This is a genomic window from Parolsenella catena (genome assembly GCF_003966955.1).
GTDB classification, from domain to species: domain Bacteria; phylum Actinomycetota; class Coriobacteriia; order Coriobacteriales; family Atopobiaceae; genus Parolsenella; species Parolsenella catena.
In genome coordinates this window covers 525,546-538,901 of sequence record NZ_AP019367.1, presented here as the reverse complement: position 1 = coordinate 538,901, position 13,356 = coordinate 525,546, and the positions used below count along the sequence as shown (strand labels likewise).

Here is a 13,356-nt window from a genome sequence, read left to right as displayed (position 1 = left end):
AACGCCACGGCAACCGCGCCGCCCACCTCGGCAAATCACAAACCCGACAACCTAAGTTAACTTTTTCTCAATTCTAGAGTTAATACCGGTTAACTAGTGGTATATATCTACAAGGGAAACAACGAGGGCCACCCGCCCACAGTCAGGAGGTAACACATATGAGCGAAATCATCGACGTCTACGGCCGCCAGGTACTCGATTCGCGCGGCAACCCCACCGTCGAGGTTGAGGTCACCCTCGACGACGGCAGCATGGGCCGCGCCATCGTGCCGTCCGGCGCCTCTACCGGAGAGTTTGAGGCCGTTGAGCTGCGCGACGGTGACAAGTCCGTCTACGGTGGCAAGGGCACGCTCAAGGCCGTCGCCCACGTCAACGACGAGTGCGCCGACGCGGTTCTCGGCATGGACGCCACGGACCAGCGCGGCATCGACGCGGCCCTCATCGCCGCGGACGGCACGCCCAACAAGGGCAACCTCGGCGCCAACGCCATCCTCGGCGTGTCACTCGCCTGCGCCCGCGCCGCGGCCGAGTCCGTGGGTCTGCCGCTCTACCGCTACCTGGGCGGCCCGAACGCCCACACCCTGCCCACGCCGATGATGAACATCCTGAACGGCGGCGTCCACGCGGACAACAACGTCGACTTCCAGGAGTTCATGATCATGCCGGTGGGCGCCCCCACCTTCTCCGAGGCGCTGCGCTGGTGCACCGAGGTCTACCACACGCTCAAGGGCGTCCTATCCGAGAGCGGGCACGCCACGGGCGTGGGCGACGAGGGCGGCTTCGCGCCCGACCTCAAGACGAACGCCGAGCCCTTCGAGTGGATCGAGCGCGCCGTCGAGAAGGCCGGCTACAAGCCCGGCGAGGACTTCATGTATGCCATGGACCCCGCCACCTCGGAGTGCTTCAACAAGGAGACGGGCCTCTACGAGCTCAAGGGCGAAGGCCGCACGCTCACGAGCGACGAGATGATCGACTACTGGAGCGAGCTCATCGACCGCTTCCCCATCATCTCGATCGAGGACGGTCTGGCCGAGGAGGACTGGGACGGCTGGACCAACCTCACGCGTGCCATCGGCAATAAGGTGCAGCTCGTGGGCGACGATCTGTTCGTGACGAACAAGTCGCGCCTCGAGAAGGGCATCAAGCTGGGCGCCGCCAACGCGCTGCTCATGAAGGTCAACCAGATTGGCTCGCTTACCGAGAGCCTCGAGGCTATGGCGACCGCCGAGCGCTACGGCTACGCGCAGGTCGTCTCGCACCGCTCCGGCGAGACCGAGGACACCACGATCGCCGACATCGCGGTTGCCACGAACGCCGGCCAGATCAAGACCGGCGCCCCCTGCCGCACCGACCGCGTGGCCAAGTACAACCAGCTGCTCCGCATCGAGGACGAGCTGGGCGACGCCGCGACCTACGCCGGCATGAGCCCGTTCCGCTTCCTGAAGTAACGGCTTTTCGCCTCTGCGGCGCGCTCACCGCCGCAGAGGTCCCTTGGGAGCCGAGTCGAAAGCAGAGATGTCACATCTCTCCCGCATAGACTCGGTCGGGCGAACTCGGCTCCGACTCGTCTCCCAAGGGGCCAAACAGCTCCGTGAGCCTTGCTTTACCCGATGTTCGTGGGCCCTCTCCCCCGCGAACTAAAACCTCCGGGCGGTCGTGTTCCAGCACGTCGTCCACGAGGCCGTGCGTCCCCGCGCGCGAGTCTCAACCCGGAGCGTCGTGTCCCCGCACGCGCTCCCCAGGCGTCCGCGTGTCCCCGCACGCGGGCGCTTTTCGCTGCCGATACGCCGCGTTTCGCTGAGCCGCTCGCCGCGCTGTGCCGTCCTGCTCGCCGCGCCGTTCCCCCTCGCCGTGCCACCGCGGGTACCGCACCGCCCGCCGCCGATACGCCGCGGGCACCGCACCGTCCGCCGCCCTGCTCGCTACCGTGGCGCTTTTGCATATCCCACTCGTTGACATAGCGTTTCTGCACGCTCAGAGCCCGCGCAGCGCGCAATAACGCCGCAGCAATGGAACCGGTGTGCAACAACGCCGCAGCAACGGAGCCAGCGTGTAGAAACGCCGCAGCAACGTCATCACGGGCCGCCCGCCGATGCATATGAGCCGCTGGCGAAACGGACGTCACAAGCATTGCGCCCTGACCCGGGCTGTTAGATCTCCGTTAGATTCCCGTCAGGTTTTCTCGACGTCGCCCCTGTTACCCTGCACGAGACGAACGGAGGAGACATGGGCACAAAACGGGACGTCGAGATAGGCATCTTGCTTGACCAGGCCCAGGGGGCACATCGATGCCTCGCGGCGCATGACCGCAAGCTCAAGGCCGCACTCGACCGCCGAACGCCCAACCAGCTCGTGTGCCCGCGCAGTCACCTCTATGCGCGAAAGGGCTACTGGGACGGCCTTGGTCGCCGGCAGCGTGAGGAACACATCCTGCGAGCCGAGGCCATGCTTCGCCCCGAACTCGTCCTCTGCCACGCAAGCGCTGCGCTGCTGCACGGGCTGCCTGTATCGTTTCGACGCCTTGCGAGCGTCCACGTGCTGTCAGGCGAACGCTGGCCGTCGACACGCAGCGCGGGCCGCGTCACACGTCACAGGCGCACCGAAGCAACCAGTCCAATGGTGGAGCGGCTCGATGGCATTCTCGTCACCTCGCTTGAGGACACCATAGTCGACTGCCTCCTCGAGCTCGGCTTTCGAGAGGGCCTCGCAATCGCAGACGCGGGCCTCGCGCGCCTGGGAATCGACGCTGCCGAGCTTGGCACTTTTATCAGCGAACGGGGACGCCATCGTCCCGGCGTGCGGCACGCGCTCGAAACCGCGCGTCACGCTGATGCGCGCAGCGAGAGCGGCGGTGAGTCCATGGCGCGCGCCATCATGATTGAGCATGGTTTCATGCTTCCCGAGCTGCAGGTCCTCATCGAGAACCCCGACAACCCCGGTCATCCCTGGCGCTGCGACTTCTTCTGGGAGCTGCCAGACGGCACGATCGTCGTCGGCGAGCTGGACGGTGGCGAGAAGTACGTCAACCCAGCCATGACGCATGGCCGAGACGTGCTGCAGGTAATGCGCGATGAGCGGCTTCGCGAGTCTGGCATGACGCTCGCCGTCGATCGCGTCATGCGCTTCACGTTCTCGGACGTGGCCAACGAGGCACGCCTCGTAGCGCTGCTAGAGCGCTTCGGCATCCCGCATGTCGCGTAGCATCCCGGGAATGGTGTGGCGTTTATGCACGTCATCATCACTCGCGTAGCGCTATTACACGTTCAACGGCTCCCCAGCGTGCAATAACGCCACGGCAATGAATCCGGCACGCAGAAACGCCGCAGCAATGGAACCGGCGTGCAATAACGCCCCAACAACGTATCCGTCGGCCGCCCGCACGCGCAACGTACCCGCCGGCCGCCCGCACGCGCAACGTACCCGCCGGCCGCCCGCACGCGCCACGCACCAGCCCGCACGCGCCTCGCGCCAACCCTCGCGCGCAACAAAAAGCGCCGCCACCCGCAAGGGGTAGCGGCGCCACGAAGCGTCACGCAAACAAGCGCTAGAACATGCCGAGGAAGCCGTGGACGAAGAGCGCGGCCACCGCGGCACCCACGAAGGGCGCGATGCCGGGAACGAGCAGGCCGTACTTCCAGTTGTTGTCGGCCTTGTGCGCGATGGGGAGCACCTGGTAGGCCATGCGTGGGCCGAGGTCACGGGCCTGGTTCATGGCGAATCCCGTGATACCGCCCATGCCCATGCCGACGGCCCAGACGATCAGGCCGACGCAGATGGCGAGCATGAGGACGTTCTCGCCGGCGCGGCTCGCGGCGGCAAGGATCGCGGAGATGAACACGAAGGTGCAGATGGCCTCGCAGAAGAAGTTGCGGGCGTAGTTGGTTCCCTCACTGGTGGGGTTCGTCGAGAAGATGTTGCGCTGCGCGACGGGGTCAACGACGCCCTCGGAGGCCTTGAACTCGTCGGCGTACATGAGCCAGGCGATGCAGGCGCCCGCGAAGCCACCGAGCATGTCGGCCACCATGTAGGGGATGCAGCTCGCCCAGGGGACGAGACCCACGATGCACTGCGCAAGCACCATGGCCGGGTTCATGCACACGGCACCGCCAAAGACGAACAGGCACACGGAGATGCCGAACGACCACGTCGTGATGGCGAACATGTGGCCGGAACCCTGGTACTTCGTGCCCTTGAGCACGGTGTCGCAGTGGACACCCACGCCAAAGACGATCATGAGTGCCGTGCTACCAAACTCGCACAGCATATGGAAAAGCAGATCGTTGCTGATCACGTGCAAAACTCCTTCGAACGTACTTCCTTCTGTTCCCCATCGACAGACCGCGCCCCCGCGGCCGCATAGGCTAGTGCTGGGCAACGACCACGCCCAGGCCGTCCGGGATGACGGCGACCTTGGCGTCAGCGCCCTTCATCTCGAACGCCAGCGCAAGCGCCTCTTCCACGGTGTTTACCGGCGTCATGTGCATGTCGCGGATCATCTGGTGGTCGCACAGGTCGGTGACGAGGATGACCGGGTGATGCGCCAGGATGCGGGCAAAGATCTGGCTCGTCCACTGGTCAGGCAGGGTCTCGTCCTTGGGGCGCTCGATGCAGGCGCGCTCAAACTCAGCCGGGTCGTTCTCGGCGATGTTCTTGTAGAAGCCCTCGCCGCCGTGACCGTCCGCGCAGCCGGCCACGTCGATGATCACGCCACCCTCGGGAAGCGTGGCCTCGGCGGCGCACATGCCCTTCACGGCCTGGTAGATGTTCTGGTCAAGCGGGTAGCCGCCGTTCGTGGTCACGGCGATGTCGCACGCCACGGGCTCCACGCCGGCAAGCTTCCTCACAAAGTCGCAGCCGGCCTCGTGGGCCTCGTGGATGTCGCCGGCAAACGAGCCGATGACCTCATGCTTGCCGTTAAGCACCACGTTGAGCACGAAGGCGAGGTGCGCCATCTCGGCGGCGGCGAACATATCCTCGCTGATGTGGTTGTGGCACAGGTTGCCGGCACGGGAGTGAGAGTCGTTCACGAACTGACCGTTGTGGTTGTACATGATCGTCTTGTAGCTGGCCACGCCCGGCAGCACGGACTTGCGGCTGCCCGAGAAGCCCGCGAAGAAGTGCGGCTCGATGAAGCCCTCCGCAAGCAGCAGGTCGGCATCGGCCGCGACCTTGTTGATGATGCACTCGCCACCGGAGGGCAGCGTGCCGATCTTCTCCATCATGCTGTCGTCGGTGGCAACGTGCATGACGATCTCCTCGTTGGCGACGATGTCCTCGCCGTACTTGTTGACGAGCTCCTCGTGCGTGGAGGGACGGTGCATGCCCGTGGCCACGAGGATGCGCACGCGTGCCTCAGGCGCCGCGGCGTGGATGCGGCGAAGCAGGATGGGCATCGTCACGCGCGAGGGCACGGGACGCGTGTGGTCGGAGCTGATGATGACGATGTCACGCTTGCCCGCGCAAAGCTCCTCGAGCTTGGGGGAGCCGTAGGGGTTGTCGAGGGAGTCCTCGACGAGCTGCTCCTGGCTCTCGGACGGCTTGAAGTCATTCTGGTGGCCCTGCATGAGGCCGGCGAAGTTCTTGTCCTCGAGACGAATGGTCATCGTCTTGTGGTCATACGGCAGTTCGGTTTCGAACATGGTTCGAATCGCTTCCCTTTTCCTTGCAGACGCGCCTTATGTAAGGCGTGCCCTGTGGTGTAGATACCGCGTTGCAACGGGGTGCCGCTTGGGCGCTGCCTAGGGTACACCGCGCGAGAACTACCATCCACGACAAATTTGCTACCGTTTGCCAAGTTCAGAAAAAAAGAAAACCGCTGCCCGAGAAGCCCGAGCAGCGGTCTCATCTCACGCCAGAAACCTAGCACGAGAATGATTCTGTAAGGTTGTCCCTACGCGTTCAGCGCGGCGTTCACGGCGACGGCGCAGGCGACGGTGGCACCGACCATGGGGTTGTTGCCCATGCCGATGAGACCCATCATGTCGACGTGCGCAGGCACGGAGGAGGAGCCGGCGAACTGGGCGTCGGAGTGCATGCGGCCCATGGTGTCGGTCATGCCGTAGGAGGCGGGGCCGGCGCCCATGTTGTCCGGGTGCAGGGTACGACCAGTGCCGCCACCAGAAGCGACGGAGAAGTACTTCTTGCCAGCCTCGAGGCGCTCCTTCTTGTAGGTGCCAGCAACGGGGTGCTGGAAGCGCGTCGGGTTGGTGGAGTTACCGGTGATCGAGATGTCGACGTTCTCGTGCCACATGATGGCAACGCCCTCGCGGACGTCATCGGCGCCGTAGCAGTTGACGGCGGCACGCGGGCCATCGGAGTACGGGATGGTCTCGACAACCTTGAGCTCGCCCGTGTAGTAGTCGAACTGCGTCTTCACGTAGGTGAAGCCGTTGATGCGGGCGATGATCTGGGCGGCGTCCTTGCCAAGGCCGTTCAGGATGACGCGGAGCGGCTTCTGACGGGCCTTGTTGGCGTTGAGGGCCAGGCCGATGGCGCCCTCAGCGGCGGCGAAGGACTCGTGGCCGGCGAGGAACGCGAAGCACTCGGTGTCGTCGGAGAGCAGCATGGCGCCGAGGTTGCCGTGGCCGAGACCGACCTTGCGGTCCTCAGCGACGGAACCGGGGACGGTGAAGGCCTGGATGCCCTCGCCGATCACGGAAGCGGCCTCGGAAGCGGACTTGACGCCGCGCTTGACAGCCAGGGCGCAGCCCAGGGTGTAGGCCCACTCGGCGTTCTGGAAGGCGATGGACTGCGTGTTGTGGACGATCTCACGCGGGTTGAAGCCCTTGTCGGTGCAGATCTGCAGGGCCTCCTCGAGGGAGGCGATGCCGCTGTCGGCGAGGCACTTGTTGATCTTCTCAACGCGGCGCTCGTAACCTTCGAACGTAACAGCCATGGTTATATCCCTCCCTTTCTACTCGTGAACCGGGAACGTGCTGGCGACGGAGTGGGTCTCCTCGTCAGTGCGCGGATCGATGTACTTGGCGGCGTTGTCCCACTGGCCGTAGTGGCCCATGGCGCCGGCGATGGCGTCCTCAGCGGACTTGCCAGCCTTGAGGGCGTCGGTGAACTTGCCGAGGTTCAGGAACTCGAACGCGATGATCTCGTTCTTGTCGTTGAGCGCCATGCGGGTGACGTAACCCTGGGCGAGCTCGAGGTAACGAGCGCCCTTGGCCTTGGTGCCGAACATGGTGCCGACCTGGGAGCGAAGGCCCTTGCCGAGGTCGTCGAGGGAGGCGCCGACGGGCAGACCGCCCTCGGAGAACGCGGTCTGGCTGCGACCGTAGACGATCTGCAGGAAGATCTCGCGCATGGCGACGTTGATGGCATCGCAGACGAGGTCGGTGTTGAGGGCCTCAAGGATGGTCTTGCCGGGAAGGATCTCGGAAGCCATGGCGGCGGAGTGGGTCATGCCGGAGCAGCCGATCGTCTCGACGAGGGCCTCCTCGATGACACCCTCCTTGACGTTGAGCGTCAGCTTGCAGGCACCCTGCTGCGGGGCGCACCAGCCCACACCGTGCGTGAGGCCGGAGATGTCAGAGATCTCCTTGGCCTGGACCCACTTGCCCTCCTCGGGGATGGGCGCGGGGCCGTGGTAGGCACCCTTGGCGACGGGGCACATGTTCTCCACTTCCTGTGAATACTGCATGCCTCTCCTTTCTGTTTGCGTAGATGCCGACGCGCACCCCTGCGCGCCCGCACATGCGTGCCACGGCGCTTTCCCCGGCGCCACGGCGTCCCTTATGGGTTGCGCCGCCCGGACGGGCAGACGCTTCCACAGACGGCCCCATGATAGCGCGAACGGGCCGTCTCCACAGGCTTCCCAAGTAAGCAATTGCGAACGTTTGCCCACGTAGACCGCGAGTTGTACAGAGTTGGGCGGTCAACTTTTCTCGCACACGGCGTGCTTCCGCACGTTCGCAGCCGCTCGCGGCCAGGCGCGGCCGATCCCGGCCATTCGCATAGCGTTTCTGAACGCTCCAAACGTTGACGGAGCGATATTGCACGCCAGAAGCCTCCCGAGCGTGCAAAATCGCCCCACCGATGCGAGCGGCGTGCAGAATCGCCCCACCAATGCGAGCGGCGTGCAATATCGCCCCGCGAGCGCACGGCGCGCGAGAGGCCGGCGCCCAAAACGCGGCCGAGAATGGCGGCTGGCCGGCGCGCGGGTAGAATGAGGCATGCGAACGCACGGCCGCGGCGCGGGAATACGCGGCGGCCGTCACACATATATGTGATCGGAGAGAACATGGCAGACCAGAGCAGCGGCATCCCCCAGTTCGAACTGGGCGAGCTGTCGCGCGTGCATCACCTCATCGGCGTCGTGTCCGGCAAGGGCGGCGTGGGCAAGTCGCTCGTCACGGGCATCCTCGCTCGCGAGCTCAACCGCGCCGGCAAGAGCGTCGGCATCCTGGACGCGGATATCACCGGTCCGTCCATCCCCCACATGTTCGGCATGGCAGACGCCCACGCCACCGCGGCCGACGAGCATCTCATCCCCGTGGAGTCCAAGCACGGCATCAAGGTCATGAGCGCCAACCTCGTCCTGGCAGACGAGACGCAGCCCGTGCTGTGGCGCGGTCCCGTGCTGGGCGGCGCCATCCGCCAGTTCTGGGGCGACACCGCCTGGGGCGACATCGACTACATGCTCGTCGACATGCCTCCCGGAACGGGCGACGTGGCGCTCACCGTGTTCCAGAGCCTGCCCATCGAGGGGATCGTCATCGTCACGAGCCCGCAGGACCTCGTGAGCATGATCGTGGGCAAGGCCGTGAACATGGCCGCCCAGATGCAGATCCCGGTGCTGGGCCTCGTGGAGAACATGAGCTACGCCGTGTGCCCGCACTGCGGCGAGCACATCCACGTCTTTGGCGAGAGCAAGCTCGCCGAGGTGGCCGCCGGCTACGGCCTGCCCGTCCTGGGCACGCTGCCCATCGACCCGGCCATCGCCGCCGCGTGCGACAAGGGCACGTTCGAGGACGACCTTCCCGAGGGCCTGCTGCCCGACGCCGTGGCGCTTGCCCTCGACCTGCCCGAGCTCGAGGTGGAGCAGCAGGAGCCCCAGGGCCCAGAGCCCACGATGGCCGAGCGCGCCGCCGCCGCGGCTGCCGCCTACAAGGCCAAGAAGGCCGCCGAGGAGAGCGACGGCACCGTCGACGTCACCCCGCGCGAGGTCTAGCGTGGCGGGCGGCCGCAAGAGGCAGGCCCAGCAGCGCGGCGGGTCGCGGGCACGCGAGCGCGAGCAGCTCGAGCGCATGGCCGCGGCCACCGCGCTGCCGGCGCGCGCGGACGTGTGCGTCGTCGGCGGCGGCGCGGCGGGGCTCGCGTGCGCCGTCACGGCCGCCGAGGCCGGCGCGAGCGTCCTCGTGCTCGAGCGCTCGCTCGAGTGCGGCCGCACGATCCTTGCCACGGGCAACGGCCGCTGCAACTTCTGCAACGCCGACCTCGCGGCGAACAACTACAACCACCCCGAGTTCGTGGCCGCCTCCATGGGCGAGCCCGGCGTGGCGCTCGAGCGCATCCTGGGCTTCTGGCGAGGCTGCGGCCTGTCATGGGCCGAGGAGGACGGCAGGCTCTACCCGCGCAGCCGCCAGGCCGCGAGCGTGAGAAACGTCCTGCTCGCGCGCGCGAGGCGTGCGGGCGCCGCGCTCGCGTGCGGCCGCGAGGCCATTGGCGCCACGCGGCAGCGCAGCGGCTGGCACGTCCGCCTATCCCAGACGTGGGACGGCGAGGAGCGCGAGCTCGACGCCGCCACGCTCGTCATCGCGAGCGGCGGGGCGAGCGGCGCCGTGGCGGACGCGCTCGGCCTTGCGCTGGTCCCCGACTCCCCCGTGCTGTGCGGCGTGGCCGCCACGGCGCCGGCCCCGGGCCTTCTCGAGCGCCTGAGCGGCCGGCGCGCGCACTGCGTGGCCACGCTCACGCGGGCGGGCCGCGTGGTCATGCGCGAGGCCGGCGAGGTGCTCTTCCGCGAGTATGGGCTGTCCGGCATCGTCTCGTTCAACCTCTCGAGGCACGTCCGGCCCGGGGACGCCATCGAGCTCGACCTCGCCCCAGAGGTGGACGCCTGGGAGGTCGACAAGCTCGTCGCGGACCGTCCCGGAGACGCCCACGCGCTCGACGGCATCCTCGACCCCGCGACCGCCGAGGCGCTCGTCGGCCTTGCCGGCGGCGCGCAGGCGGGCGGACTCGCCTGGCGCGTGGCCCCGCTCGTGAAGGGGCTGCCCTTCCGGGTGGAGGGCTTGGCGGACACCGCGCACGCCCAGGTCACGCGCGGCGGCATCGACGTGGCCGCGCTCGACGCGCGCACGCTCGCCGCCCGCGGGCATGACGGCCTGTTCGCATGCGGCGAGGCGCTCGACGTTGACGGCGCCTGCGGCGGCTACAACCTCGCCTGGGCCTGGGCAAGCGGCATGACCTGCGGAGCGTCCGCCGCACGCCACGCAGCGACGGCCCACGCAAACGCGACGGCGCCGAGCAAGGACGCCCGAGCAGCCCGCGCAGGCGCGCCGACGCCGCGCAAGGACGCCCCGTCCTCTCCCGAAAGGACCCTCTCGTGATCGAGATCTCCAACCTCAAGCTCTCGCTCGACAAGCTCGACGGCACGCCCGAGGCCGAGCGACGCGCCCTGCGCCGGGCGGTCCTGCGGCGCCTCCACGCCGCGCCGGACGACGTCACGGGCGTGGAGCTTCGCCGTCGCTCCATCGACGCGCGCAAGAAGAGCGACGTGCACCTCACGTGCACCGCGCGCGTCACGCTGCGAGGGGGCGCGAACGCCGAGCGGGCGCTTCTCGCGCGCCTCGCCCGCCGCAAGGACGGCCGCGGCATCCGCCAGGTCGTGGCCTCCACGCCCACGCTGCCCAGCCGCACAAACCATGCGCCCGCAAGCCGTCCCGTCGTCGTGGGCGCGGGCTGCGCGGGACTCTTCTGCGCGCTGGCACTCGCCAACGCCGGCCTCGAGCCGCTGCTCGTCGAGCGCGGAGACGACGCCCATCACCGCAGCCGGGCCGTGGCGCGCTTCAACGAGACGGGCGAGCTCGACGTCGAGAGCAACATCCAGTTCGGTGCGGGAGGGGCCGGCACGTTCTCGGACGGCAAGCTCACCACCGGCACGAAGAGCCCGCTGCACCGCCTCGTGCTCGACACGTTCGTCGAGGCCGGCGCGGCCGAGGACATCGCGTGGGACGCCAAGCCCCACATCGGCTCGGACGTCTTGCCCGGCGTCGTGGACCACATCTGCGCGCGCATCACCGAGCTCGGCGGCGAGGTGCGCTTCCGCACGAGGCTCACGGGCATCGAGGTCACGGGGGGCACCACGGCGCCGCGCGTGAGCGCCGTGGTGCTCGAGCGACGCGAGGAGGGCGGCCTTCTCGTCCAGGAGCGCCTTGCGTGCAGCAGGCTCGTGCTCGCGTGCGGCCACTCCGCCCGGGACGTGTTCGAGCTGCTGCGCGAGCTCGGCGTCACGCTCGAGCGCAAGACATTTGCGATGGGCGTGCGCATCGAGCACCTGCAGGCAGACGTGGACCGCGCCCAGTACGGACCGTCCGCCGGCCACCCGGCGCTGGGCGCTGCCCCCTACAAGCTCGTGAGCCACCTGCCAAACGGCCGCTCCGCCTACTCGTTCTGCATGTGCCCGGGCGGCTACGTGGTGGCGGCGGCGAGCGAGGAGGGCGGCGTGGTCACGAACGGCATGAGCCTCGCGGCGCGCGCCGGCACGAACGCCAACTCCGGCCTTCTCGCCAACGTCTTGCCGAGCGACCTGCCCGGGGACGACCCGCTTGCCGGCATCGAGCTGCAGCGCGCCTGCGAACGGGCGGCGTTCGAGCTGGGCGGCGGGGCCTATGTGGCGCCCGCGCAGCTCGTGGGAGACTTCCTCGCCCACCAGCCGTCGAGCACGGGCGGGCGCGTAGAGCCCACGTACCCGCGCGGCGTGGCCTGGGGATCTGTCGAGGGGTGTCTGCCGCCCTACGTGGCCGAGACGCTGCGCGCCGCCATCCCCGACATGGCCCGCCACCTGCGAGGGTTCGACGACGCCGAGGCCGTGCTCACGGGTGTCGAGAGCCGCTCGAGCTCGCCGGTGCGCGTCACGCGTGGGGCAGACCTGCAGAGCGTGAGTCACGCGGGCCTCTACCCCACCGGCGAGGGCGCGGGATACGCGGGCGGCATCATGAGCGCCGCCACCGACGGCCTGCGCGTGGCCCAGGCGATCGTCGACTCCCTCTGACGCCGGACCAAAGGGGACGGGTTCGTTTGGTCCCCACCTGTCACCACATGTCACCGCCACCACGGGGCCGCTGCTACAATCCTTCATCGGAAATGAGCGGACGACCAAGGAGGCGCGCATGGCGATCAGCAGGATGACGATCATGGGCAAGGGGGCCATCGGGCTGCTCTACGGCAGCATTGCGGCCGAGACGCTCGGCGCAGATGCCGTGGAGTACGTCATGGACGACGCGCGCTTCGAGCGCCACGCCCACGACAGGCTCAAGATCAACGGAAGCCCCTGCGAGCTCGCCAGCGTCCGCGCAGGCGAGGCGCGCACGGCCGAGCTTCTCGTCTTTGCCGTCAAGGCCACCGGCCTGGATGCCGCGCTCGACGAGGCGACCGCGCTCGTTGGCCCCAACACGCGCATCGTGTCGCTGCTGAACGGCGTCACGAGCGAGCAGCGCATCGCCGAGCGCTTTGGCTGGGACAACGTCGTGCTCGCAACCGCCCAGGGCCTCGACGCCACCTTCCTGTCCGGCGAGCTGCGCTACAGCTGCGCGGGCCACATCCACTTGGGAGCCGCCGAGGGCACGGCCGCAGGCGTCGTCGACGACATCGCGGATTTCTTCGAGCGCGCGGGCGTTCCCCACATCGTCGAGCAAGATATCCGCCACCGCCTGTGGGCAAAGCTCATGCTCAACGTGGGCGTCAACCAGACCACCATGGTCTTTGGCGGCACGTACGGTTCCGTCACGACCGACCCCGAGCAGGTGCGCTGCTTCGTCGCGGCCATGCGAGAGGTGCGCGCCGTGGCGGCGGCCGAGGGCGTGACGCTCACGGAGGAGGAGCTCACGGGCATGTTCGAGCTCTGCGCGTCCATGGCGCCCGACGGCATGCCCTCCATGGCGCAGGACCGCGTCGCGCGCCGTCCCACCGAGGTCGAGGAGTTCTCCGGCACGATCTGCCGACTGGGACAAAAGCACCACGTCCTCACCCCGCAGAACGCCTGGCTGCACGAGCGCGTGCGCCAGATCGAGGCCAGCTGGCGGGGCTAGCCGGGCCACAGGCACGCCACGGTGCTCTTTTATCGAATAATGAAGATTATTCTTGACAAATAATGATTGAATCATTTTGTGAGCTTTTCGCGTTGGTTAA

At 67.7% G+C, this 13,356-nt stretch carries 10 protein-coding genes; 6 read left to right on the top strand and 4 right to left on the bottom strand.

Annotation, left to right across the window (positions count from 1 at the left end; genetic code table 11):
- Nucleotides 1-158: 158 nt before the first annotated feature.
- Nucleotides 159-1,448 (top strand): phosphopyruvate hydratase, encoded by a 1,290-nt coding sequence (gene eno, locus Pcatena_RS02520; protein WP_126421332.1) that lies wholly within the window; start codon nt 159-161, stop codon nt 1,446-1,448.
- Nucleotides 1,449-2,226: 778 nt separating this feature from the next.
- On the top strand, nt 2,227-3,201 hold the full coding sequence (locus tag Pcatena_RS02515) for a hypothetical protein (protein ID WP_126421330.1): 975 nt from the start codon (nt 2,227-2,229) through the stop codon (nt 3,199-3,201).
- A 343-nt stretch (nt 3,202-3,544) separates the two neighbouring features.
- Here Pcatena_RS02515 and larD read toward each other — a convergent pair whose 3' ends face one another.
- From larD to Pcatena_RS02495, 4 genes are all read right to left on the bottom strand, one after another.
- Nucleotides 3,545-4,291 carry a D/L-lactic acid transporter LarD gene (gene larD / locus Pcatena_RS02510; RefSeq protein ID WP_232619881.1) on the bottom strand — a complete coding sequence of 249 codons (747 nt, stop codon included), beginning with the start codon at nt 4,289-4,291 and terminating at the stop codon, nt 3,545-3,547.
- 70 nt (nt 4,292-4,361) lie between these two features.
- On the bottom strand, nt 4,362-5,639 hold the full coding sequence (gene larA, locus Pcatena_RS02505; protein WP_126421328.1) for a nickel-dependent lactate racemase: 1,278 nt from the start codon (nt 5,637-5,639) through the stop codon (nt 4,362-4,364).
- Nucleotides 5,640-5,890: 251 nt separating this feature from the next.
- Nucleotides 5,891-6,895 (bottom strand): GGGtGRT protein, encoded by a 1,005-nt coding sequence (locus tag Pcatena_RS02500; protein WP_126421326.1) that lies wholly within the window; start codon nt 6,893-6,895, stop codon nt 5,891-5,893.
- 18 nt (nt 6,896-6,913) lie between these two features.
- A complete protein-coding gene (locus Pcatena_RS02495) occupies nt 6,914-7,648 on the bottom strand; it encodes an iron-sulfur cluster assembly scaffold protein (protein ID WP_126421324.1) in 735 nt (244 codons plus the stop codon).
- 600 nt (nt 7,649-8,248) lie between these two features.
- On the opposite strand from Pcatena_RS02495, the gene Pcatena_RS02490 reads away from it, so the two are divergent.
- From Pcatena_RS02490 to Pcatena_RS02475, 4 genes are all read left to right on the top strand, one after another.
- A complete protein-coding gene (locus Pcatena_RS02490; protein ID WP_126421322.1) occupies nt 8,249-9,178 on the top strand; it encodes an Mrp/NBP35 family ATP-binding protein in 930 nt (309 codons plus the stop codon).
- A 1-nt stretch (nt 9,179) separates the two neighbouring features.
- Nucleotides 9,180-10,556 (top strand): aminoacetone oxidase family FAD-binding enzyme, encoded by a 1,377-nt coding sequence (locus Pcatena_RS02485; protein WP_126421320.1) that lies wholly within the window; start codon nt 9,180-9,182, stop codon nt 10,554-10,556.
- Complete coding sequence (locus Pcatena_RS02480) at nt 10,553-12,220, top strand: NAD(P)/FAD-dependent oxidoreductase (protein WP_126421318.1); 1,668 nt, start codon at nt 10,553-10,555, stop codon at nt 12,218-12,220. Before Pcatena_RS02485 ends, Pcatena_RS02480 begins: the two co-directional genes overlap by 4 nt.
- A gap of 118 nt (nt 12,221-12,338) precedes the next feature.
- Nucleotides 12,339-13,256 carry a ketopantoate reductase family protein gene (locus tag Pcatena_RS02475; RefSeq protein WP_126421316.1) on the top strand — a complete coding sequence of 306 codons (918 nt, stop codon included), beginning with the start codon at nt 12,339-12,341 and terminating at the stop codon, nt 13,254-13,256.
- The last annotated feature ends 100 nt before the right edge of the window (nt 13,257-13,356 follow it).

What these genes read in the sequence shown, in the direction of transcription:
- eno (WP_126421332.1), top strand. Translation starts at nt 159, where the DNA reads ATGAGCGAAATCATCGACGTCTACGGCCGCCAGGTACTCGATTCGCGC.
- Pcatena_RS02515 (WP_126421330.1), top strand. Translation starts at nt 2,227, where the DNA reads ATGGGCACAAAACGGGACGTCGAGATAGGCATCTTGCTTGACCAGGCC.
- larA (WP_126421328.1), bottom strand. Translation starts at nt 5,639, where the DNA reads ATGTTCGAAACCGAACTGCCGTATGACCACAAGACGATGACCATTCGT.
- Pcatena_RS02500 (WP_126421326.1), bottom strand. Translation starts at nt 6,895, where the DNA reads ATGGCTGTTACGTTCGAAGGTTACGAGCGCCGCGTTGAGAAGATCAAC.
- Pcatena_RS02495 (WP_126421324.1), bottom strand. Translation starts at nt 7,648, where the DNA reads ATGCAGTATTCACAGGAAGTGGAGAACATGTGCCCCGTCGCCAAGGGT.
- Pcatena_RS02490 (WP_126421322.1), top strand. Translation starts at nt 8,249, where the DNA reads ATGGCAGACCAGAGCAGCGGCATCCCCCAGTTCGAACTGGGCGAGCTG.
- Pcatena_RS02475 (WP_126421316.1), top strand. Translation starts at nt 12,339, where the DNA reads ATGGCGATCAGCAGGATGACGATCATGGGCAAGGGGGCCATCGGGCTG.